21 protein-coding genes and 1 tRNA gene are annotated in these 19,775 nt (G+C 68.6%); 13 read left to right on the top strand and 9 right to left on the bottom strand.

Features of this window, described 5'->3' with window-relative positions; all coding sequences use genetic code 11:
- Window positions 1-21: 21 nt before the first annotated feature.
- On the bottom strand, window positions 22-837 hold the full coding sequence (mutM, locus tag AAHB17_RS11555; protein WP_342130725.1) for a bifunctional DNA-formamidopyrimidine glycosylase/DNA-(apurinic or apyrimidinic site) lyase: 816 nt from the start codon (window positions 835-837) through the stop codon (window positions 22-24).
- A gap of 83 nt (window positions 838-920) precedes the next feature.
- Between mutM and AAHB17_RS11560 the strand changes: the two genes are divergently transcribed.
- From AAHB17_RS11560 to pth, 7 genes are all read left to right on the top strand, one after another.
- Window positions 921-2,720 carry a tetratricopeptide repeat protein gene (locus AAHB17_RS11560; RefSeq protein ID WP_342130726.1) on the top strand — a complete coding sequence of 600 codons (1,800 nt, stop codon included), beginning with the start codon at window positions 921-923 and terminating at the stop codon, window positions 2,718-2,720.
- On the top strand, window positions 2,717-3,199 hold the full coding sequence (locus AAHB17_RS11565) for a lipoprotein insertase outer membrane protein LolB (RefSeq protein ID WP_342130727.1): 483 nt from the start codon (window positions 2,717-2,719) through the stop codon (window positions 3,197-3,199). The genes AAHB17_RS11560 and AAHB17_RS11565 overlap by 4 nt, the downstream gene beginning before the upstream one ends.
- A gap of 16 nt (window positions 3,200-3,215) precedes the next feature.
- Window positions 3,216-4,148, top strand: a complete 933-nt coding sequence (ispE, locus tag AAHB17_RS11570) for a 4-(cytidine 5'-diphospho)-2-C-methyl-D-erythritol kinase (protein WP_446719587.1) — start codon at window positions 3,216-3,218, stop codon at window positions 4,146-4,148.
- A 78-nt stretch (window positions 4,149-4,226) separates the two neighbouring features.
- Window positions 4,227-4,303, top strand: a tRNA-Gln gene (locus tag AAHB17_RS11575).
- 137 nt (window positions 4,304-4,440) lie between these two features.
- Complete coding sequence (locus tag AAHB17_RS11580) at window positions 4,441-5,415, top strand: ribose-phosphate pyrophosphokinase (protein WP_342130728.1); 975 nt, start codon at window positions 4,441-4,443, stop codon at window positions 5,413-5,415.
- Window positions 5,416-5,509: 94 nt separating this feature from the next.
- A complete protein-coding gene (locus AAHB17_RS11585) occupies window positions 5,510-6,133 on the top strand; it encodes a 50S ribosomal protein L25/general stress protein Ctc (RefSeq protein WP_342130729.1) in 624 nt (207 codons plus the stop codon).
- An 88-nt stretch (window positions 6,134-6,221) separates the two neighbouring features.
- Window positions 6,222-6,875 carry an aminoacyl-tRNA hydrolase gene (gene pth, locus AAHB17_RS11590; protein ID WP_342130730.1) on the top strand — a complete coding sequence of 218 codons (654 nt, stop codon included), beginning with the start codon at window positions 6,222-6,224 and terminating at the stop codon, window positions 6,873-6,875.
- Here pth and AAHB17_RS11595 read toward each other — a convergent pair.
- Genes AAHB17_RS11595 through AAHB17_RS11615 form a run of 5 tightly spaced genes read right to left on the bottom strand, consistent with a single transcriptional unit; the run spans window position 6,830 to window position 10,960 of the window.
- Complete coding sequence (locus AAHB17_RS11595) at window positions 6,830-7,123, bottom strand: YfhL family 4Fe-4S dicluster ferredoxin (RefSeq protein WP_342130731.1); 294 nt, start codon at window positions 7,121-7,123, stop codon at window positions 6,830-6,832. The genes pth and AAHB17_RS11595 overlap by 46 nt on opposite strands.
- Window positions 7,124-7,136: 13 nt before the next feature.
- Complete coding sequence (gene coaD / locus AAHB17_RS11600) at window positions 7,137-7,652, bottom strand: pantetheine-phosphate adenylyltransferase (protein ID WP_446719588.1); 516 nt, start codon at window positions 7,650-7,652, stop codon at window positions 7,137-7,139.
- A 7-nt stretch (window positions 7,653-7,659) separates the two neighbouring features.
- Window positions 7,660-8,277, bottom strand: a complete 618-nt coding sequence (rsmD, locus tag AAHB17_RS11605; protein ID WP_342130732.1) for a 16S rRNA (guanine(966)-N(2))-methyltransferase RsmD — start codon at window positions 8,275-8,277, stop codon at window positions 7,660-7,662.
- Between the two features lie 2 nt (window positions 8,278-8,279).
- A complete protein-coding gene (locus tag AAHB17_RS11610; protein ID WP_342130733.1) occupies window positions 8,280-9,614 on the bottom strand; it encodes a M16 family metallopeptidase in 1,335 nt (444 codons plus the stop codon).
- Window positions 9,611-10,960, bottom strand: coding sequence for a M16 family metallopeptidase (locus tag AAHB17_RS11615; protein ID WP_342130734.1), 1,350 nt, complete (start codon window positions 10,958-10,960; stop codon window positions 9,611-9,613). Before AAHB17_RS11615 ends, AAHB17_RS11610 begins: the two co-directional genes overlap by 4 nt.
- Window positions 10,961-10,989: 29 nt before the next feature.
- Here AAHB17_RS11615 and ftsY point away from each other — a divergent pair, with 29 nt between their 5' ends.
- From ftsY to AAHB17_RS11635, 4 genes are all read left to right on the top strand, one after another.
- Entirely contained in the window at window positions 10,990-12,195 is a 1,206-nt protein-coding gene (gene ftsY, locus AAHB17_RS11620) for a signal recognition particle-docking protein FtsY (protein WP_342130735.1), read from the top strand.
- A gap of 5 nt (window positions 12,196-12,200) precedes the next feature.
- Window positions 12,201-13,064: an aldose 1-epimerase gene (locus tag AAHB17_RS11625; protein ID WP_342130736.1), complete on the top strand. Its 864-nt coding sequence runs from the start codon at window positions 12,201-12,203 to the stop codon at window positions 13,062-13,064.
- Between the two features lie 124 nt (window positions 13,065-13,188).
- Complete coding sequence (locus AAHB17_RS11630) at window positions 13,189-13,485, top strand: c-type cytochrome (protein ID WP_342130737.1); 297 nt, start codon at window positions 13,189-13,191, stop codon at window positions 13,483-13,485.
- A 10-nt stretch (window positions 13,486-13,495) separates the two neighbouring features.
- The gene (locus tag AAHB17_RS11635; protein ID WP_342130738.1) at window positions 13,496-14,776 is read left to right on the top strand and encodes an NAD(P)/FAD-dependent oxidoreductase; all 1,281 of its coding nucleotides are present in this window, start codon (window positions 13,496-13,498) and stop codon (window positions 14,774-14,776) included.
- 28 nt (window positions 14,777-14,804) lie between these two features.
- On the opposite strand, the gene AAHB17_RS11640 is transcribed toward AAHB17_RS11635, so the two are convergent.
- Window positions 14,805-16,127: a hemolysin family protein gene (locus AAHB17_RS11640; RefSeq protein ID WP_342130739.1), complete on the bottom strand. Its 1,323-nt coding sequence runs from the start codon at window positions 16,125-16,127 to the stop codon at window positions 14,805-14,807.
- A 9-nt stretch (window positions 16,128-16,136) separates the two neighbouring features.
- On the opposite strand from AAHB17_RS11640, the gene AAHB17_RS11645 reads away from it, so the two are divergent.
- Window positions 16,137-16,973, top strand: a complete 837-nt coding sequence (locus AAHB17_RS11645) for a symmetrical bis(5'-nucleosyl)-tetraphosphatase (RefSeq protein WP_342130740.1) — start codon at window positions 16,137-16,139, stop codon at window positions 16,971-16,973.
- Between the two features lie 6 nt (window positions 16,974-16,979).
- Here the strand turns inward: AAHB17_RS11645 and AAHB17_RS11650 are convergent, their stop codons facing one another.
- Complete coding sequence (locus AAHB17_RS11650; RefSeq protein WP_342130741.1) at window positions 16,980-18,398, bottom strand: DEAD/DEAH box helicase; 1,419 nt, start codon at window positions 18,396-18,398, stop codon at window positions 16,980-16,982.
- A 68-nt stretch (window positions 18,399-18,466) separates the two neighbouring features.
- Window positions 18,467-19,357 carry a KPN_02809 family neutral zinc metallopeptidase gene (ypfJ, locus tag AAHB17_RS11655; protein WP_342130742.1) on the bottom strand — a complete coding sequence of 297 codons (891 nt, stop codon included), beginning with the start codon at window positions 19,355-19,357 and terminating at the stop codon, window positions 18,467-18,469.
- A 95-nt stretch (window positions 19,358-19,452) separates the two neighbouring features.
- Here ypfJ and rpsT point away from each other — a divergent pair, with 95 nt between their 5' ends.
- Window positions 19,453-19,752, top strand: coding sequence for a 30S ribosomal protein S20 (gene rpsT, locus AAHB17_RS11660; protein ID WP_342130743.1), 300 nt, complete (start codon window positions 19,453-19,455; stop codon window positions 19,750-19,752).
- Window positions 19,753-19,775: the final 23 nt, after the last annotated feature.

Below are 19,775 nucleotides of genomic sequence, written 5' to 3' on the forward strand. Positions count from 1 at the left end.
GCACCGCGTCCCGAGGCCGCATCACGGTTTTTGGCACTGTGGGCAGTAGAAGGTCGAACGCTGTCCCTGGCGCAGTGTCTTGATGGGCGTGCCACAGACCCGGCAGGGCAGACCCGCGCGGTCGTAGACCATGGCGTCCATCTGAAAGTAGCCACTTTCGCCGTGGGCGTTCTTGAAGTCCTTGAGCGTGCTGCCCCCCAGCGCCAGCGCGCGCGCCAGCACATCGCGCACCGCCGCATGCAGGCGCTGGGCCTGCGGCCGCGTGAGCAGGTGCGCCCGCCGGGTGGGTCGTATGCCGGCGGCAAACAGCGCCTCGGACGCGTAGATGTTGCCGACGCCCACCACCACGTCGCCCGCCAGCAACACCTGCTTGATCGGCGCGCGCCGCTTCCGCAACGCCGCGTGGAAAGCCTGCGGGTCGAAGCCCAGGCCCAGGGGCTCCACCCCCAGGCCGCCCAGCAGCTTCACCGCCACCGGATCGTCTTCGTCGAGGGCGAACACCACGGCGCCAAATCGGCGCGGGTCGTGCAGGCGCAGCACGCCGCGATCGGTCAGCAGGTCCACATGGTCGTGTTTGCCGGGCGCTGGCAAGGTGGTGTCGAAGCGCAGGCTGCCTGACATGCCCAGGTGCCACAGCAGCAGGCCCTCGCTCAGGTCCATGAGCAGGTATTTGCCACGCCGGCGCACGCCCAGCACCGTCTGCCCGGCCAGGCGGGCGCCCTCGCAGCCCAGGGACCAGCGCAGCGGCAGGCCGAGGCGCAGGCCCGTCACACGCGCGCCGGCGATGCGGTCGGCAAAACTCTGCCGCGTGACTTCAACTTCGGGCAACTCGGGCATGGTTCAGGCAAGGGTTGGGACGGTTGGGGGGCCACGGCCACCACGGGCGCAAGGGGCATGACCCTTCCATTATCATGACCCAGATGAAGTCCGCCGCCCGCTCCAGAACCCCAACCATCCGCCACCACCGCTGGACGTGGCCGCTGTGTCTGGCGGCCTCGGTCACCGTCCTGGCCACGTCGGGACATGCACAAACAGCGCCGTCGGCCGAGATGGCAGCGGCCGACACAGCGGCGCCGGAAACGTCGGCCCTGGATGGCGAACTCTTCTATCAGCTGCTGCTGGGCGAACTCAATGTGCGCGGCGACGACCCGGGGGCGGGCTACTCCCTGTTCCTGGACGCGGCGCGGCGCACCCAGAGCGCGCAGCTCTACCGGCGCGCGGTGGACATCGCGCTGCAGGCACGCTCCGGCGATGCCGCTCTGACCGCCGCCGACGCCTGGGCGCTGGCCTTCGACCGCAGCAGTGAGCCGTTGCGCTTCAAGCTGCAGATCCTGCTGGCCCTGAACCGGGTGGCCGACACGCCACCGGTCCTGAAAAAGCTGGTGGCCCTGGGCAGCGCCGACAAACGCGACGAGCTCATCCTCAGCATCCCCCAAACCTTCGGCCGCACCGCCGACAGGGGCCGGGCCGCCGGCGCGGTGCGCGAAGCGCTCAAGGAAGAACTGGCGGGCGGCCCGAACGCCGCTGCCGCCTGGGCCACGGTCGGCCGCATGGAACTGGCCGCCGGCCGCACGGCCGAGGCGCTGACCGCCGCCCAACGCGCACAGGCCGCTTCGGTGCGTTCGCGCCACTCTGCCGTGCTGGCGCTGGAGCTGATGGAAGATGGCCCCGGCCGTGGCAGCGCGGAAACCCTGGTCCAGCGCTACCTGGCGGTGGCACGCAACGGCGACACGCCCGTGCAACTGGCCTATGCCCGCGTGCTGCTCGAACTGCAACGCCCTGGCGAGGCGCTGCGCCAGGTGGAGGAGGTGGTGGCCCTGGCCGATGCGCCCGCCGAAGCGTGGCTGCTGCTGGGCACCACCCACGCCCGGGCCAACCGAGACACACCCGCCCGTGCGGCCCTGGAACGCTACCTGCAAAAGACCGAGGGCAACGACAGCGACGTCACCGCCCGAGGCCGCACCCAGGCCTTTTTGCTGCTGGCCCAGCTGGCCGAAAAAGCCCAGGATTACACCGGCGCCAACGCCTGGCTGGACCGCATCGAGAACCCGCAGGAAGTGGTCGCCGCGCAAATGCGCCGCGCCTCCATCCTGGCCCGCCAGGGGCAGGTCGACCAGGCGCGTGCCCTGCTGCGCGCCACACCCGAGCGCCTGCCGTCCGACGCCCGCACCAAGCTGGTGGCCGAGGCCCAGCTGCTGCGTGATCTCAAAAGGTACGCCGAGGCCTTCGAGGTTTACAGCCGCGCCATCGAACGTTTTCCGGACGACCTCGATCTGGTGTACGAGCAAGCCATGATGGCCGAACGGGCTGGCCGTTTCGATGAGATGGAACGGCTGCTGCGCGGCCTGATCGACAAGCAGCCCGACTCGGCCCAGGCCTACAACGCGCTGGGCTATGCGCTGGCCGACCGCAACGAACGCCTGCCCGAGGCCAAGGCGCTGATCGAACAGGCGCTCAAGCATTCGCCCGACGACGCCTACATCCAGGACAGTCTGGCCTGGGTGGAGTTCCGCCTGGGCAACCGCGCCGAAGCGCTGCGCCTGTTGCAGGCGGCCTACGCCAAGCGCCCGGACGTGGAAATCGCCGCCCACCTGGGCGAAGTGTTGTGGGTCCACGGCGAGCGCGACAAGGCCATCGCCATCTGGCGCGAAGGCCTGCTGCTGAGCAACGACAACGAGGTGCTGCTCGAGACCATGAAGCGCTTCCAGGTCCAGCCGTGACGACGTGGTCCGTGTGGTGGCGCGCCCTGGTGCTGGTGGTATCGCTGGCCGGCTGCGCCAGCAGCCCGCCGTCGATGCCGGCCGAGCACTTCTGGTCCGGCCGCCTCGCCCTGCGGGTGGACAGCACGCCGGCCCAGTCGCTGAGCGCCGGCTTCGAGCTGCGCGGCGACGCCCGCAGCGGTGAACTCACCTTGTTGTCCCCTCTGGGCAGCACCCTGGCCGAAGCCCGCTGGTCGGCCGCGGGCGCCGAACTGCGCCACGGCAACGCCACCGAACGCTACGCCAGCATGGACGAGCTCACCCAGGCCCTGACGGGCGCCGCCCTGCCCCTGCCCGCCCTGTTTGGATGGCTGCGCGGCCAGGCGCTGGTGGCCGATGGCTGGCAGGCCGACCTCAGCGGCCACGCCGAGGGCCAGATCGCAGCGCGCCGCGCGCACCCGCTGCCCACGGCCGAATTGCGCTTGCGCCTGCAACCCTGACCCCATGACAGTCGAGATGCTGACCGAACTGCGGGACGTGCCCGCGCCCGCCAAGCTCAACCTCTTCCTGCACATCGTGGGCCGGCGGCCCGACGGCTACCACCTGCTGCAGTCGGTGTTCATGCTGATCGACTGGTGCGACACCCTGCATTTCAAGCGCCGCGACGACGGCCAGATCCGCCGCACCGATGCGGGCCGCCCGCCGGGCGCGGCCGCGCTGCCCGAGGTGGATCTCTGCGTGCGTGCAGCCCGCGCGCTGCAGCAGCACACCGGCTGCACCCTGGGCGCGGACATCACCCTGAACAAACAGCTGCCCGCCGAGGCCGGCATGGGCGGCGGCTCCAGCGATGCCGCCAGCACGCTGCTGGCGCTCAACCGCCTGTGGGGCCTGGGACTGCCCCGCCCCGCCCTGGCGCAGATCGGCCTGGCGCTGGGCGCCGACGTGCCTTTCTTCATCGGCGGCCGGCATGCCTGGGTCGAAGGCATCGGCGAACGCCTGACCCCGATCGCGCTGCCGCGCGGCCGCTTCATCGTCGTCAAACCGGCCACCGGCGCGTCGACCGCAGCGATTTTTGGCTCGCCCAATTTGAAACGTGACACAAAGCCTGCTATACTCTCAGGCTTTGCTGCAAACGACATTCAAAACACGTTTGGCAGTCAGGATGACCCACCGCCCGGCAACCGCTCATGCAGCAGCCCGTGGTCGTTTGGTCAAAATGACTTGCAGGCGGTGGCGCAAGACGTTTGCCCCGAGATCACGGCGTGTCTCGACTGGCTGGCCTCCAAGGGCTTGTCGGCTCGCATGACGGGATCGGGCAGTGCGGTGTTCGCGCCGCTGGCGGACGATGTGGACGTATCCGGCCTCGTGCAGGATGCACCAAGCCAGTGGGTGGTGAAAATTTGCAGCAACATGGATGTGCATCCATTGCATGGCTGGTGTGAAGGTTAGAATCTCGCCCAGCGCATTTTTGTGATGTGCAGACAGCGACAGTTTCGGCTGTTTGCCCGAGTGGCAAATGGCCTGCGTAGGGGAGTCGCCAAGTTGGTTAAGGCACCGGATTTTGATTCCGGCATGCGAGGGTTCGAGTCCTTCCTCCCCTGCCAAACCACATGAAGGGTGCTGATGGCCGCCACGGGTCACGGCACCAAAACACAAGCGGCCTGAACTTCGGTGATGGCCGCTTGTTCTGTTTTCAACGTTGCACAACACTGTTGCACCTCCGTCACCACCGGGAACCGCCATGCAGCCGCAACCACCAGATTTCATGATCTTCACCGGCAACGCCAACCCGGTGCTGGCCGCTGACATCGCTCAGCACCTGAACACCACCCTGGGTGCGGCCAACGTCGGCCGTTTCTCGGATGGCGAGGTCACGGTGGAGATCACGCAGAACGTGCGTGCCCGCGACGTCTTCGTGGTGCAAAGCACCTGCGCGCCGACCAATGAGAACCTGATGGAACTCATCATCATGGTCGACGCACTCAAGCGCGCCTCCGCCTCGCGCATCTCGGCCGTGATCCCCTATTTCGGCTACGCCCGCCAGGACCGCCGTCCGCGTTCGAGCCGCGTCCCGATCTCGGCCAAGGTGGTGGCCAACATGCTGCAGGCCGTCGGCGTCGACCGCGTGCTGACCATGGATCTGCACGCCGACCAGATCCAGGGCTTTTTCGACATCCCGGTCGACAACATCTACGCCTCGCCGGTGCTGCTGGGCGACCTGCGCCAGAAGAACTACCCCGACCTGCTGGTGGTCTCGCCCGACGTTGGCGGCGTGGTGCGCGCGCGCGCCCTGGCCAAGCAGCTCAACTGCGACATGGCCATCATCGACAAGCGCCGCCCCAAGGCCAACGTGTCGGAAGTCATGCACGTGATCGGCGACATCGAAGGCCGCAACTGCGTGATCATGGACGACATGATCGACACCGCCGGCACGCTGGTGAAGGCGGCCGAGGTGCTGAAGGAACGCGGCGCCAAGAGCGTGTACGCCTACTGCACCCACCCGATCTTCTCGGGCCCCGCCATCGACCGCATCGCCAAGGGTGACGCCCTGGACGAGGTGGTCGTGACCAACACCATTCCCCTGAGCCAGGCCGCGCAGGCCTGCCCCAAGATCCGCCAACTCTCCGTGGCACCGCTGATGGCCGAGACCATCCAGCGCATTGCCTCCGGCGAGTCGGTCATGAGTTTGTTTGCCGATCAGGAGAACCTCTTCTGAGGTCCTGAGGGCAACAAAAAGCCGGTGCCGCATCGTGCGGCGCCATTTGAAACAGAGGCGTTCTGGTCGCGGAACCCCTCATCTGGAGAACGTTATGCAATTCGTCGCTTTTGAGCGCAACAAGCAGGGTACGGGTGCGAGCCGCCGTCTGCGCAACACCGGCCGCGCGCCCGGTATCGTTTTTGGTGGCAGCACCGCGCCCGTGACGATCGAAGTCGATCACAACGCGCTGTGGCACGCCCTGAAGAAAGAAGCCTTCCACGCCTCCATCCTCGACATGGAACTGGCCGGCAAGGTTGAAAAAGTGCTGCTGCGCGATGTGCAGTACCACCCCTTCAAGCAGCAAGTGCTGCACATCGACTTCCAGCGCGTGGACGAGAAGACCCGCCTGCACAAGAAGGTGCCCCTGCACTTTGTGGGTGCCGAGAACTCGCCGGCCGTCAAGACCGACAAGTGCGTGGTCAACCACGTGGTCAATGAAATCGAAATCGAGTGCCTGGCCGTCCAGCTGCCCGAGCACATCGAGGTGGATTTGAGCAACGCCACCAGCGGCTCCAGCATCCACGCCAGCGACATCCAGTTGCCCGCCGGCGTGAAGATCGTCACCCACGGCCGCAAGGACCTGACCATCGCCACCCTGGTGGCTCCGGTGGAAGAAGTGGTGGCCGCTCCCGTGGCCGCTGCCGCCGACGACAAGAAGGGCAAGAAGAAGAAGTGATTCTTCGCCTTGCGCTTCGAAAGGCCCGCCGCACGCGGGCCTTTTTTGTTTCTCAACGCCAGAATCAAGCCACGGATAATCGCGCCCCATGATCAGACTCATCGTTGGCCTGGGCAACCCCGGCCCCGAATACGAACAGACCCGCCACAACGCCGGCTTCTGGTGGGTGGACGCCGTGGCGCGCGAGCTCAAGGTGCACCTGGTGGCCGAACGTGGCTACTTTGGTAACGTGGCGCGTGCCAGCGTGGCCGGGCAGCCTGTGTGGCTGCTGGAGCCCATGACCTATATGAATCGCTCCGGCCAGGCGGTGGCGGCGCTGGCACGCTTCTTCAAGATCACGCCCGACGAGGTGCTGGTGGTGCACGACGAACTCGACCTCGCGCCCGGTGAATGCAAGCTCAAGAAAGGCGGTGGACACGCCGGCCACAACGGCCTGCGCGACATCCATGCCCAACTGGGCAGCAGCGACTACTGGCGGCTGCGCATCGGCATCGGCCACCCTGGCGACAAAAGCGAGGTGGCGAACTGGGTGCTCAAGAAACCCGCGCCCGACCAGCGCGAAGCCATCGAGGCCAGCCTCACGCGCTGCCTGCTGGCCCTGCCCGACCTGCTGGCCGGCCGCATGAACGAGGCCACGGCCCGCATCCACACCAGCAAGCCGCCCCGGCCCAAACCGCCGCGACAGGCACCGCCCGCTCAAGCGGCCGGCGCGGAGCCGTCACCCGCTGCCGACAAAGGCTGACCGGCCTTCTGCAGGCGCTGGAATTTCTGCCACAGCGTCTCGTGGCTTTCCACATGCTGCGGGTTGACCGGGATGCAGGCCACCGGGCAGACCTGCACACACTGCGGCTCATCGAAATGGCCCACACACTCGGTGCACTTGGCCGGGTCGATTTCGTAGATTTCCGCACCGAGGTAGATGGCCTCGTTCGGGCACTCGGGCTCGCAGACATCGCAGTTGATGCACTCGTCGGTGATCATCAGCGCCATGGTGTGCCCCCTTTCAACATTGCACGCGGGCGGGGCCGTGGAGCCGAGCGAGCTCCGCGGCCACCGGCGCACTGACCATGGCCGCGATGTCGCCACCGAGCTTGGAGATCTCGCGCACCAGGGTGCTGGAAATACATTGCAGTTCGGCCTGCGGCAGCAGGAACACCGTTTCCACGGACGGCAGCAGCTTGCGGTTCATGGCCGCCATCTGCGCCTCGTAGTCGAAATCGGTGACGTTGCGCACGCCACGCAGCACGGCGCAGGCGCCCTGCTCGCGGCAGAAATCCATGATCAGCCCGTCGAACGGCTCGACCCGCACGTTGGGCAGGCCGGCCAGCGCGGCACGGGCCATGGCGATGCGTTCGTCGAGGCTGAACAGGGTCTTCTTGTGGTGCGCCATGGCCACGGCCAGCACCAGTTCGTCGAACAGGCCGGCGGCGCGGCGCACCACGTCCTCGTGGCCCAGGGTCAGGGGATCGAAGGTGCCGCTGTAGACGGCGATGCGGCGGGCGGGAACGGGCATGCTCATGCCCCGATTATCCGCCGCCCGGCGCTGGCCCCAACAGGTGAAAGGCCACCTGCCCGGCACGCCCCTGGCGCAGCAGCGCCCAACCCAGACCGGACAGCTCGGCCTCGCCCCAGGGGCGTGGCGCCTCCAGGTACACACGGCCATCGGCCGCGACCAGCGCCCGGGCAGCCGTCAAGGCCTCGCGGAACAGGGCCTCGTTCTGGCCATCGCCAAACGGCGGGTCGAGGAACACCACGTCCCAGCCCTGACCCGAGCGCTGGCGCATGAGGCTGAGGGCATCGCCGCGCAAAACCGTGATCTGGCTCGCCCGCAGGCGCGTGGCGTTGTCGCGCAGGCTGGCCGCCAAGGCCGGGGCCTGCTCGATCAGCAGCACCTCGGCCGCGCCTCGCGAGGCCGCCTCGAAACCCAGCGCGCCGCTGCCGGCGAAAGCGTCCAGGCAGCGCAGGCCGCTCAGGTCCTGGCCCAGCCAGTTGAACAGGGTCTCACGCACGCGGTCGGGCGTGGGCCGCAGGCCGGGGACGGCGGCCACCGCGAGCTTGCTGCGCTTCCACGTTCCCCCGATGATGCGGACCACGCCGGGGGCACTCGCCGCCGGCCGTGCCCCGCCACTTGTTTTGCTGCGCATGTTCATGGCGCCTTGCCCCCGACGATCACGCTCACCATCCGATCGGGCGCGAGCACGCGCTGGAAGGCGCGGCGGATGTCGTCCACCGTGACCGCAGCCACCTTGGTGGTCCAGGTGTCCAGGTAGTCCAGCGGCAGGTCGTTCCAGGCCAGGTTGGCCACGTTGTCCAACAGCTTGCGGTTGCTGTCCAGGCGCAGCGCAAAACCCTTGATCAGCGCGTCTTTGGCCGCCTGCAGTTCGGCGGCGGTCGGGCCTTCGGCCACGAAACGGGTGAGCACCTCGCGCGACAGCGCCAGCGCGGCCTCGGCCTGGTCGGGGCGGGTCTGCAGGCTGATGGTGAAGGCACCGGCGTGCCGCCCCGGCGCCAGGCTGCTGTAGACGCCGTAGGTGAGGCCGCGTTTCTCACGCACCTCGTCCATCAGGCGCGAGGTGAAGCCGCTGGCGCCCAGGATATGGTTGCCCACCAGCAGGGTGAGGAAGTCCGGGTCGTCGCGGCGTATGCCGGGCTGGCCCAGCAGCACCTGCGCCTGCGCCGCCGCGAACACAATGCGCTCCTCGCGCGGCGCGGCCAGCGGGGCCACCTCGGGCACATTCGGCAGGGCACGGCAGCCGTGGCTGGCGATGCCCGCCATCAGCTGCCCGACGATACGGTCGGCGGCGGCGCGGTCGATCGCCCCCACCAGGCTGACACGCGCGCCACAGGCCATCACATGCTGGCGGTAGAAGCGGGCCATGTCGGCCACACCGATGGCGCGCAGGCTGTCGGCGGTGGTTTCCTGGCCGTAAGGATGGCCCTGGTAGACGGCGCGGCTGTAGGCCCTTCCCGCGTGGGTGCCGGGGCGGGTTTCGGCTTCGCGCAAGGCGGCGAGGCTGCGTTCGCGCTCGCGCGCCCAGACCGCCTCGGGGAAAGCGGGGTGGGCCAGTTGCCGCGCCGCCAGGGCGGTGGCGCGCGCCAGCAGGGCCGGCTCGGTGAGGCTGCGCAGCGCAAAGCCCATGCGGTCGCTGCTGGCGCTGGCGCCGAATTGCGCGCCCAGGTCCAGCCAGGCCTCGGCCAGGGCGTTTTCATCCAGCGCGGGCTGGCCATCGGCCGCGGCCAGCCCCTTGTCCAGCATGCTGGCGGTGGCGCGCGCCAGGCCAGCCTGGGCGGCCGGGTCGCGCCGGCTGCCGGCGTCGAAATCCACGCTCAGGTCCAGCATGGGAATGGCCGGGCTGCTGACCAGGTGGACGCGCGCGCCGCTGGGGTGGATCCATTGCTCGATGGGCAGGGCCGCATGGGCCACGCCGGCCCCGCACAGCAGCAGGGCGGCAAGGTACTTCCAAGGTCTCAGGCGCGTCATGGCTTGGCCTCCGGCACCAGCACGCCCACATTGAGCTGCCGGTCGTCAAACAGGCGCTGAGCGGCCGACTGCACCTGGGCCGGCGTCACCGCCATCAGGCGCTGGAGCAGGCGCTCCCCGGCGTCGGTACCCCAGCCGTTGACCCAGTAGCTGCCCAGCTCGCGCGCCTGGCTGGTCACGGCGTCGAGCTTGTAGACCTCGCCGGCGCGCCACTGCGTCTTGACACGTTCGAGTTCGGCGTCGGTCACGCCGGCTTGTGCGACACGCCGCACCTGGGCCAGCAAGGCCTCGGACAGGACATCGACACCCACGCCGGGCGCCGGCACGCCGGTCAGCGAAAACAGCTGCGGCCCCCGGCCCAGCAGGCCAAAGGACGCGTCCACGCTGTCGGCCAGGCGCGCACCGCCCTCGCCCTGCACCAGCGCGCGGCCCAGGCGGGCACCGTTGTAGCCGTCGAGCACGCTGGCCAGCAGGGTCAGCGCCAGCGCGTCCTGGCTGCCGGCGTCGTCGGCGTCGAGCGCGCGCAGCTGCGGCATCTTCCAGCCCAGCGTCAGCAGCGACTGCTCGGCGCGGGCACGGTATTCCATGCGGCGCGGGCCGTGCTGCTCGGGCTCCACACGCGGCTTGCGCGTGGGCACGGCACGCGCCGGGATCTGTCCATAGGTTTGCTCGGCCCAGGTCCGCACCTGTTGTGGGTCGACGTCGCCGGCCACCACCACGGCGGCATTGGCCGGCACGTACCACTGCCGGTGGAAGGTCCGCGCGTCGTCGGGCGTGAGCGATTCGATGTCGTTCATCCAGCCGATCACCGGGCGCCGGTAGGGACTGGCCTGGAACACCAGCGCGTTGTAGGCCTCGAACATGCGCGCACGGGGCGACTCCTCCACACGCTGGCGGCGCTCTTCCTTGATGACCTCGATCTCGCGCCGGAACTCCTCGTCCGACCACTGGTTGTGGGCAAATCGATCGGCCTCCAGCTGCATCACGGCCAGCACCTGGTCGGACGGCACCTGCTGGTAGTAGGCGGTGGCGTCACGGGTGGTGAAGGCGTTGTGGGTACCGCCCAGCGCGGCCACGCGGCGCGAATACTCGCCCGGCGCCACCGTGGGTGTGCCTTTGAACATCATGTGCTCCAGCACATGGGCCACACCCGAACTGCCGTCGACCTCGTCCATGGAGCCCACACGCACCCACAGCATGTGGACCGCGGTGGGTGCCCGGAGGTCCGGCTTGACGATCACCGTCAGGCCATTGGCCAGGGTGAATGAGGCGGTCTGGGCAAACAGAGGCGGGCTGAGCAGCAGGGCCGCCAACAGCGCACCGAATCGGTGGACAAATCGTTTCATAGAATGCAACAGATTCTATAAACGGCCCGATGTTCAGTTTCTTCAAGAAAAAAGCCCCTCCGCCGCCGGTGACCGACAGCCCCGTCGAGCCCTCGGCCGTGGACCAGCCCCCCGCGTCCCCCCCGGCAGCGGCGCCCGAGCCTGCGCCCGCGCCCAGCGCGGGCCTGTCCTGGCTGCGCAACCCGTTTGGCGACAAACCAGCGCCCACGCCAGCGCCGCCCTCTGTTTCAGCCCCCACGGTGGTGGCACCACCGCTGGCGGTCCTGCCCGAGGTGGTCGCCCCACCCCCGCCGGCCCCGGTGCCGCCCGCCCCGGCGGCCGAGCCCGCGCCCGCCGCCCGCGCTGGCTGGCTGGACCGCCTCACGGCCGGCCTGCGCAAGACCGGCTCCAGCATCGCGACCGTGTTCACCGGCACCCGCATCGACGATGCGCTGTACGAAGAGCTGGAAGACGCGCTGCTGATGGCCGACACCGGCGTCAAGGCGACGCAGTTCCTGCTCGACGACCTCAAGCGCCGGGTGAAGGAGGCCAAGGCCACCGAACCCAGTGCCGTCAAGGGCCTGCTGGCCGAAGCCCTGGCCGACCTGCTGCGCCCGCTCGAAAAGCCCCTGGTGATCGGCGAACACAGCCCCACCGTGATCATGGTGGCCGGCGTCAACGGCGCCGGCAAGACGACGTCCATCGGCAAGCTCACCAAACACCTGGCCACCGAAGGCGCCTCGGTGCTGCTGGCGGCGGCCGACACCTTCCGCGCCGCCGCCCGCGAACAGCTGGGCGTGTGGGCCGACCGCAACCTGGTGGACATCGTCAGCCAGGAAGGCGGCGACCCGGCGGCCGTGGCGTTCGACGCCGTGAGCGCGGGTCGCGCGCGGGGCAAGGACGTGGTGCTGGTCGACACCGCCGGGCGCCTGCCCACGCAGCTGCACCTGATGGAAGAGCTCCGCAAGATCCGCCGCGTGGTGCAGAAGGCCGATGCCACCGCGCCCCACGAGGTGCTGCTGGTGATCGACGGCAACACCGGCCAGAACGCGCTCAACCAGGTGCGCGCCTTCGACGACGCGCTGCAGCTCACCGGCCTGGTGGTCACCAAACTCGACGGCACGGCCAAGGGCGGGGTGCTGGCGGCCATCGCGATGGAAAAGCCGGTGCCGGTCTACTTCATCGGCGTTGGTGAGAAACTGGAAGACCTGGAAACTTTCAACGCCCGCGAATTCGCGCAGGCCCTGCTGAGTTGAACACCATGACCACCTTGCACCTGAGCGACGGCGAGCTGCGCTGCGACATCCGGCCCGACCTCGGCGCCTGCATCGCCGGCCTGTGGTTGGGCGAGGTGCCCGTGTTGCGCTCCACGCCTGGCGACGAGCTGCACACCGTCCGGCTGTCCGGCAGCTTCCCGCTGGTGCCATTTTCCAACCGCATCGGCCACGCCACGCTGCGCTGGCAGGGCACCGGCCACCCGCTGGTGCAGAACTTTTCCCCCGAGCCCCACGCCATCCACGGCGTGGGCTGGATGCGCACCTGGGAGGTGCTGGAGCACAACCCACAGTTTGTGATGCTGGCGCACGAGCACCGCGCCGACACCGCCTGGCCCTTTGCCTACGACGCCTCGCAGACCCTGCAACTGCGCGACGGCGCGCTGGATCTGACCCTGTCCATCACCAACCAGTCGCAGCAGGCGGCGCCGGTGGGCCTGGGCTGGCACCCTTATTTCGTCAAGCGACCGGGCAGCCACGTGTCCTTTGCGGCCACCGGCCGCTGGGAGATGGGGCCGGACAAGCTGCCGACCGAGCGCCGGCCATCCACGGGCCTGGACACCGACTGCGCGACGCTGGACGTGGACCACTGCTTCGACGGCTGGAGCGGCGAGGTGCGGCTCAGCGACGAGGCGCTGCGCGTGCAGATCAGCGCCAGCCTGAGCCGCCTGGTGGTGTTCACCAACGCCACGCGCGACTTCGTCGCCATCGAGCCGGTCAGCCACGTGAACAACGCCGTCAACCTGCAGGCGCAGGGCCTGGCGGCCGATACCCTGGGCCTGCGCGTGCTGGCGCCCGGCGAGACCTTCTCGGCCCAGATGCGCATCGCGGTTCAGGCGGCCGCCGGCTGAGGGTTTCCCCCTTGTTTCACAAGCAACCGGGCCAGATCAGAATGGTCCTTGCTGAGTTCGTGAACACGTTCTTGTATCCGGCCGCGGCGACCGGCTCGCCCCTGGCCCTTTTCAGGAGAAGTTGATGCGCCTTTGGCCCCTCACACTGGCGCTCGCCGCCGCGAGCGCCCTCACCCTGCCCGCGCAGGCCCAGGTCAACCAGGTCCGCGTCTGGGCCGCCGCCTGTGCCAACTGCCATGGCACCGATGGCCGCGCCCAGCCCGGCATGGAGCCCCTGGCGGGCAAGACCGACATCGCCCGCAAGCTGCTGGACTTCAAGAGCGGCAGCCGGCCCGCCACGCTGATGCACCAGATCGCCAAGGGCTACAGCGACGAGCAGATCCAGCAGATCGCGGCCTACTTTGCCGCCCAGAAACCCTGAGGAGCGCCCGATGAAACGCCGTCAATTCGTTCAGACGCTGGGTGCGGGCTCCGCCGTGGCCGGCATGGGTGTGCTGGGTGGCTGTGCCACCATGGGCGGCAGCGGCCCCAAGGTGGTGGTGATCGGCGGCGGCTACGCCGGCGCCACGGCCGCCAAGTACCTGCGACTGTTCTCCAACAACACGGTCCAGGTGACCTTGGTCGAACCCAACGCCAGCTTCGTCTCCTGCCCCATCTCCAACCTGGTGGTGGGGGGCTACAAGACGATGGCCGACATCACCACGCCCTACGACAACCTGGAAAAGCGCCACGGCGTGAAGCTGGTGCGTGGCACGGTGGCCACCATCGACACCGACAAACGCCAGGTCAGGCTGGCCGGCGGCGGCGAGCTGCCCTACGACCGCGTGATCGTCTCGCCCGGCGTGGACTTCATGTGGGACACCCTGCCCGGCATGGCCAGCGCCGCCGCCAAGGAACGCGTGCTTCACGCCTGGAAAGCCGGTGCACAGACGGCGGCGCTGCGCCGCCAGCTCGAAGCCATGCCCGACGGCGGTGTCTATGCCCTGTCCATTCCGTTGGCGCCCTACCGCTGCCCTCCCGGCCCCTACGAACGCGCCAGCCTGGTGGCCAGCTATTTCAAGAAGGCCAAGCCCCGCAGCAAGGTCATCATCTTCGACGCCAACGACGACATCACATCGAAGAAGGGCCTGTTCCTGAAGGCCTGGGACGAGCACTACAAGGGGCTCATCGAGTACCGGCCCAAACACAAGCTGACCGACGTCGACGCCGCCACCCAGACCCTGAAGTTCGAGTTCAACGACGACTTCAAGGCGGGCGTGGCCAACGTCATCCCCGACATGCGCGCCGGCGACATCGCCGTCCAGGCCGGCCTGGCCACCGCCAACAGGCGCTGGTGCGAGGTCGACTTCCTCACCTTCGAATCCAAGGTGGCGAAAAACGTGCACGTGCTGGGCGACGCCATCCAGATCGCGCCGGGCATGCCCAAATCCGGTCACATGGCCAACCAACACGGCAAGACCTGCGCGGCCGCCGTGGTGGCGCTGCTGGCCGGTCAGGAACCGCCGCAACTGCCCCTCTACGCCAACACCTGCTACAGCTTCGTGACCGACACGGACGTGGTCCACGTCGCCAGCGTGCACCGCTACGACGCCACCCAGAAGACCATGCTGACCGTGGCCGGCTCGGGCGGCCTGTCGGCGGCGGCCAGCGCGCTGGAAGGGCACTACGCCCTGGCCTGGGCACGCAACATCTGGGCCGACACCCTGGCTTGAGCGCCTGCGGCGCCGCAGGCCGCCGGGCTCAATGGACCGACACCGGGCCGTCCACCGACATGGCCTCGCTGACCGGCACCGAGGTGATCCGCACCTTGTCGATGCGCCGACCGTCCAGGGCCAGCACCTCGAAGCGCCAGCCCGCGCACTCCACCACGTCCCCCACCTCCAGCAGGTCGCCGGCCACGGTCTGCATCAGGCCGGCCACGGTGTTGTAGCGGCCCTTGTCCTCGTCCGGCAGTTCCTTGATGTCCAGGCGCGCCTTGAGCTCGGGCACCGGCATGGCGCCGTCGATGAGCCAGGAGCCATCGGTCTGCTCGGTCGCCCAGGCGTCCACCGGCGTTTGCGGCGACAGTTCGCCGGTGATGGCCTCCAGCATGTCCAACGGCGTCAGCAGGCCCTGTACCACGCCGTATTCGTCCACCACAAACACCAGCCGCGTGGCACGCGCGCGGAACTGCTCCAGCAGCTCCATGCCGCTGAGCGTCTCGGGCACGAACACCGCCGGCTCCACCAGGTTCAGGAGGGGATCGGTCACGCCCTGCTCGCGCAAGGCCAGCATGCGCGGCAGGTGGATGACGCCGACCACGTCGTCCAGGCCGCCCCGGCACACCGGGTACCACGAATGTCCGGTGACCCAGGCGCGGCTGAGCGCGGCGTCCAGCGTGTCGCCCGCGTCCAGCCACTCGATGTCGGCGCGCGGAATCATGATGGAGCCCAGCTGGCGGTCGTCGAGCAGGAAAACGTTGCGCACCATCTGATGCTCGTGCGCTTCGATGATGCCGGCACCCACGCCCTCTTCCAGGCTGGCGTTGATCTCGTCCTCGGTCACGGTCTGCTGCGCGTTCACGTCCACCCGCAGCAGCGCCAGCACGCCGGAGGTGGTGACCGACAGCAGGCTCACGAACGGCCGGGCGATGCGGGCCACCCAGGCCATGGGGCGCGACACCCAGCGCGACACGGTCTCGGGGTAGAGCTGGCCGATGCGTTTGGGCACCAGCTCACCGAACACGATGGTGACGAAGGTGATGACCACCACCACCAACGAGGTGGCCGTGACCTCCGCTGCCGCCTCGGGCATGCCCAGGCCGCCCAGCCACAGCGCCAGACCACCGCTGAAAGCGGCCTCGCCCACGATGCCGTTGAGCATGCCGATGGAGGTGATGCCGACCTGCACCGAAGACAGGAACTGGGTCGGGTTCTCCAGCAGTTCCAGGGCTGTCTGCGCCCCTTTGTCGCCGGCTTCGGCCATGGCCAGCAGACGCGCCTTGCGGCTGGACGCCAGCGCCAGTTCCGACATGGCGAAGGCGCCATTGAGCACGGTCAGAAAAACGATCAGCAGGATGTCCATAATTTGCCCATGGCACTTTACATGATTGGGGATGTGCAGGGCTGCGACGACGCGCTGGCGCGCCTGCTCGCGCACATCGGTTTTTCAGCCAGCCGCGACACGCTGTACCTGCTCGGTGACCTGGTCAACCGCGGGCCGCGGTCGCTGGCGGTGCTGCGCCGCGTGATGGCACTGGACGGCGCAGCAAGATGCGTGCTCGGCAACCATGACCTGCACCTGCTGGCCGTGGCCCAGGGCGCCCGCCGGGCCCACCGGAGCGACACGCTGCAGGCGGTGCTGGACGCGCCCGACCGCGCGCGGCTGATCGACTGGCTGCGCGCGCAGCCGCTGGCGCTGCAGGCGCACGGCTGGCTGATGGTGCATGCCGGCCTGCTGCCGCAGTGGTCGGTTCAGCAGACACTGGACCTGGCCGGCGAGGTGCAGGCGGTGCTGCGTGGGCCGCGGTGGCCGGACTTCCTGCACCAGATGTACGGCAACCAGCCCGACCGCTGGCACGACGGCCTGCAGGGCATGGACAGGCTGCGGGTGGTGGTGAACGCGCTGACGCGGCTGCGCTTCTGCAATGCCCAAGGCGTGATGGATTTCGCCACCAAGGACGGGGCGGGTGCGGCGCCGAAAGGCTTCATGCCCTGGTTCGATGTGCCTGAGCGCAACAGCGCCGGCGCGCCGGTGGCCGTGGGCCACTGGTCCACGCTGGGCCTCATGCAAAGGCCCGATGTGCTGGCGTTGGACACCGGCTGTGTGTGGGGTGGCTGCCTGAGCGCGGCCCGCCTGCTGGCCACGCCAGGCGAGGTGGAGATCCTGCAGGTGCGCTGCGAGCAGGCCCAGGTGCCCGGCCAGGCCTGAACGGGTTCAGGACTCGGTCGCGGTCGCCTTGAACAGCGCCGGCACTTTTTTCTTGGGCTTGATGTTGGGCGACAGGCCACGCGCCACCGGCTTCTCGGCCACTTCCCAGGCCGGCTTGGCCTCGGTCGCGACGCTGGGCTGGTAGGGCTGGTCGAAGAACGGATCGGCCGCGGCACGGGGTGCCCGCGGCGCACGTGGCGGGCGGGACGCCGAGGCCTCGTCGCGCTGGGGCGATTGCCACACGCGCTGGCCGTCGTTGTATCGGCCCCCGGGGCGGCGCTCCGGCTCCGGCTCGACCGGCACGAACTCGGCCTTCTTGCCAATCAACTTCTCGATGTCGCCCAGCAGGCGGGTGTCCTTGGCCGTGACGAAGGACACCGCCAGACCCGAGGCACCAGCCCGGCCGGTGCGGCCGATGCGGTGCACGTAATCTTCGGCGTTGAAGGGGATGTCGAAGTTGAACACCGCCGGCACGTCCTTGATGTCCAGGCCGCGCGCCGCCACGTCGGTGCAGACCAGCAGGTCGACCGCGCCGGTCTTGAACGCGTCCAGCGCCTTCAGGCGCTCGTCCTGGCTCTTGTCGCCGTGCAGCGCCGTGGTGTTGAGGCCATCGCGCTCCAGGGTGCGCGCCAGCCGCGCACAACCCAGCTTGCTGTTGACGAACACAAAGGCCTGCTTGACGCCGCGCTCGCGCAGGATCTGCTGCATCACGCGGCGCTTGTCCTCGTCGTCCACGCGGTAGAAGCACTGCTCCACCGTGGAGGCGGTGGCGTTGGAGCGGGCCACCTCGATGGTCACCGGGTCCTGCAGGTAGCTGCTGGCCAGGCGCTTGATCTCGGGCGAGAAGGTGGCGCTGAACAAGAGCGTGGTGCGCTGCTTGGGCAGGTAACTCAGGATGCGCTGCAGGTCGGGCAGGAAGCCGATGTCCAGCATGCGGTCGGCCTCGTCGAGCACCACGTACTCGACCTGGTTGAGCACGCAGTTCTTGGCCTCGATGTGGTCCAGCAGGCGGCCCGGAGTGGCCACCAGGATCTCGACGCCCTTCTTGAGCTCCAGCGTCTGCGGCTTCATGTCCATGCCGCCGAACACCACGGTGCTGCGCATCTGGGTGTGTTTGGCGTAGAGCTTGATCTGCTCGGCCACCTGGTCGGCCAGTTCACGCGTCGGCAGCAGCACCAGGGCACGCACCGGGTGGCGCGCGGGCGAGGTGGATGCGTTCTCGTGCTTGAGCAGGCGCTGCAGCAGCGGCAGGGAGAAGGCGGCCGTCTTGCCGGTACCGGTCTGGGCGGCGCCCATCACGTCACGGCCTTGCAGCACCACCGGAATGGCCTGCGCCTGGATGGGCGTCATGGTCTCGTAGCCCATCTCGGCCACGGCACGCGCCAGGGTGGGCGCCAGGGACAGTTCAGAAAAAGATTGTGTCATTTCGGCGCGTATTGTCTCACTTTGCCCTCAGAAGGCCGAGCAGGCCTCCCAAGGCGGGACGGGCAGCCTCACAGACCGCGTGCGGCAAAGGTGTCGCAGGCCTGCACGCTGCCGGTCTTGAAGCCGGCCTGGAACCAGCGCTGGCGCTGCTCGCTCGTGCCGTGGGTGAAGCTGTCGGGCACCACCTGGCCCTGCGACTTGCGCTGCAGCGCATCGTCGCCGATGGCGGCCGCGGCGTTGAGGGCTTCCTCCACGTCGCCCGGCTCCAGGATGGCCTTGGTTTTCTGGTTGTGGTGGGCCCAGATGCCGGCGAAACAGTCGGCCTGCAACTCCACCCGCACGCTCATCTGGTTGAATTCACGCTGGCTGACCCGGCCGCGCATCTGGTCCATCTTGCCGGTGATGCCCATCAGGTTCTGCACGTGGTGGCCCACTTCGTGGGCGATCACATAGGCCTGTGCGAAGTCGCCGGGCGCGCCCAGCTGGCGTTTCATGGTTTCGTAGAAGCCCAGGTCGATGTAGACCTTCTGATCGCCGGGGCAATAAAACGGCCCCATGGCCGCCTGGCCGGTGCCGCAGGCCGTGGGCGTGGCCTGGCGGAACAGCACCAGGCGGGGTTTGGCGTACTGAGCGCCGTTGGCCTGGAAAATCTGGCCCCAGACGTCCTCGGTGCCGCCCAGCACCGATGCGACGAAGCGGCCCATCTCGTCCTTGGGCGCCCCGGCTGGCGCGGGCGCGCTGTCCACCTGGGCCGTTGGCGCCATGTCGCCGCCGCTGAGCACGCTCAAGACGGTCAGCGGGTTGATGCCCAGCGCCCAGCCGGCCACCAGCGCCACCACGATCGTGCCCAGCCCCACCCCACGGCCCCCCAGGCGCGGCCCGCCCGGCAGGCCACCCCCGCCAGGACTGTCGCGGCGGTCTTCAATTTCGTCGGATTCCCGGTTGTTTTCCCATTTCATCTCGTTCTCCCGTGCAGTTGTCCGGCCGCGAATCGGCTCAGGGCTATAATGTAGGGCTTTGCTGGCAACATCCACAAACCCAAAGGAACACACTCATGGCAACCGCCAAACCCAAGAAAAAGAACCCCCGTCTGGCATCCGGCCGCAAACGCGCCCGCCAGGACGTCAAACTGAACGCCGCGAACTCGTCGCTGCGCTCCAAATACCGCACCGCTGTCAAGAACGTCGAGAAGGCCGTCGTGGCCGGCGACAAGTCGAAGGCAACGGAACTGTTTGCCAAGATGCAAGCCGTCGTCGACACCATCGCCGACAAGGGCATCTTCCACAAGAACAAGGCCGCTCGCGACAAGAGCCGCCTGTCGGCCAAGGTCAAGTCCCTGGCCGCCGCCGCCTGACCTGAAACAGGTCAACCGCCCGG

The sequence above is a fragment of the Hydrogenophaga sp. OTU3427 genome (assembly GCF_038440225.1).
Classification (GTDB): domain Bacteria; phylum Pseudomonadota; class Gammaproteobacteria; order Burkholderiales; family Burkholderiaceae_C; genus Hydrogenophaga.

Excerpts from the sequence above, each read along its gene's own strand:
- mutM (WP_342130725.1), bottom strand. The coding sequence starts at position 837 with ATGCCCGAGTTGCCCGAAGTTGAAGTCACGCGGCAGAGTTTTGCCGAC.
- AAHB17_RS11560 (WP_342130726.1), top strand. The coding sequence starts at position 921 with ATGAAGTCCGCCGCCCGCTCCAGAACCCCAACCATCCGCCACCACCGC.
- ispE (WP_446719587.1), top strand. The coding sequence starts at position 3,216 with ATGCTGACCGAACTGCGGGACGTGCCCGCGCCCGCCAAGCTCAACCTC.
- AAHB17_RS11580 (WP_342130728.1), top strand. The coding sequence starts at position 4,441 with ATGCAGCCGCAACCACCAGATTTCATGATCTTCACCGGCAACGCCAAC.
- AAHB17_RS11585 (WP_342130729.1), top strand. The coding sequence starts at position 5,510 with ATGCAATTCGTCGCTTTTGAGCGCAACAAGCAGGGTACGGGTGCGAGC.
- pth (WP_342130730.1), top strand. The coding sequence starts at position 6,222 with ATGATCAGACTCATCGTTGGCCTGGGCAACCCCGGCCCCGAATACGAA.
- AAHB17_RS11595 (WP_342130731.1), bottom strand. The coding sequence starts at position 7,123 with ATGGCGCTGATGATCACCGACGAGTGCATCAACTGCGATGTCTGCGAG.
- coaD (WP_446719588.1), bottom strand. The coding sequence starts at position 7,652 with ATGAGCATGCCCGTTCCCGCCCGCCGCATCGCCGTCTACAGCGGCACC.
- rsmD (WP_342130732.1), bottom strand. The coding sequence starts at position 8,277 with ATGCGCAGCAAAACAAGTGGCGGGGCACGGCCGGCGGCGAGTGCCCCC.
- AAHB17_RS11610 (WP_342130733.1), bottom strand. The coding sequence starts at position 9,614 with ATGACGCGCCTGAGACCTTGGAAGTACCTTGCCGCCCTGCTGCTGTGC.
- AAHB17_RS11615 (WP_342130734.1), bottom strand. The coding sequence starts at position 10,960 with ATGAAACGATTTGTCCACCGATTCGGTGCGCTGTTGGCGGCCCTGCTG.
- ftsY (WP_342130735.1), top strand. The coding sequence starts at position 10,990 with ATGTTCAGTTTCTTCAAGAAAAAAGCCCCTCCGCCGCCGGTGACCGAC.
- AAHB17_RS11625 (WP_342130736.1), top strand. The coding sequence starts at position 12,201 with ATGACCACCTTGCACCTGAGCGACGGCGAGCTGCGCTGCGACATCCGG.
- AAHB17_RS11630 (WP_342130737.1), top strand. The coding sequence starts at position 13,189 with ATGCGCCTTTGGCCCCTCACACTGGCGCTCGCCGCCGCGAGCGCCCTC.
- AAHB17_RS11635 (WP_342130738.1), top strand. The coding sequence starts at position 13,496 with ATGAAACGCCGTCAATTCGTTCAGACGCTGGGTGCGGGCTCCGCCGTG.
- AAHB17_RS11640 (WP_342130739.1), bottom strand. The coding sequence starts at position 16,127 with ATGGACATCCTGCTGATCGTTTTTCTGACCGTGCTCAATGGCGCCTTC.
- AAHB17_RS11645 (WP_342130740.1), top strand. The coding sequence starts at position 16,137 with ATGGCACTTTACATGATTGGGGATGTGCAGGGCTGCGACGACGCGCTG.
- AAHB17_RS11650 (WP_342130741.1), bottom strand. The coding sequence starts at position 18,398 with ATGACACAATCTTTTTCTGAACTGTCCCTGGCGCCCACCCTGGCGCGT.
- ypfJ (WP_342130742.1), bottom strand. The coding sequence starts at position 19,357 with ATGAAATGGGAAAACAACCGGGAATCCGACGAAATTGAAGACCGCCGC.
- rpsT (WP_342130743.1), top strand. The coding sequence starts at position 19,453 with ATGGCAACCGCCAAACCCAAGAAAAAGAACCCCCGTCTGGCATCCGGC.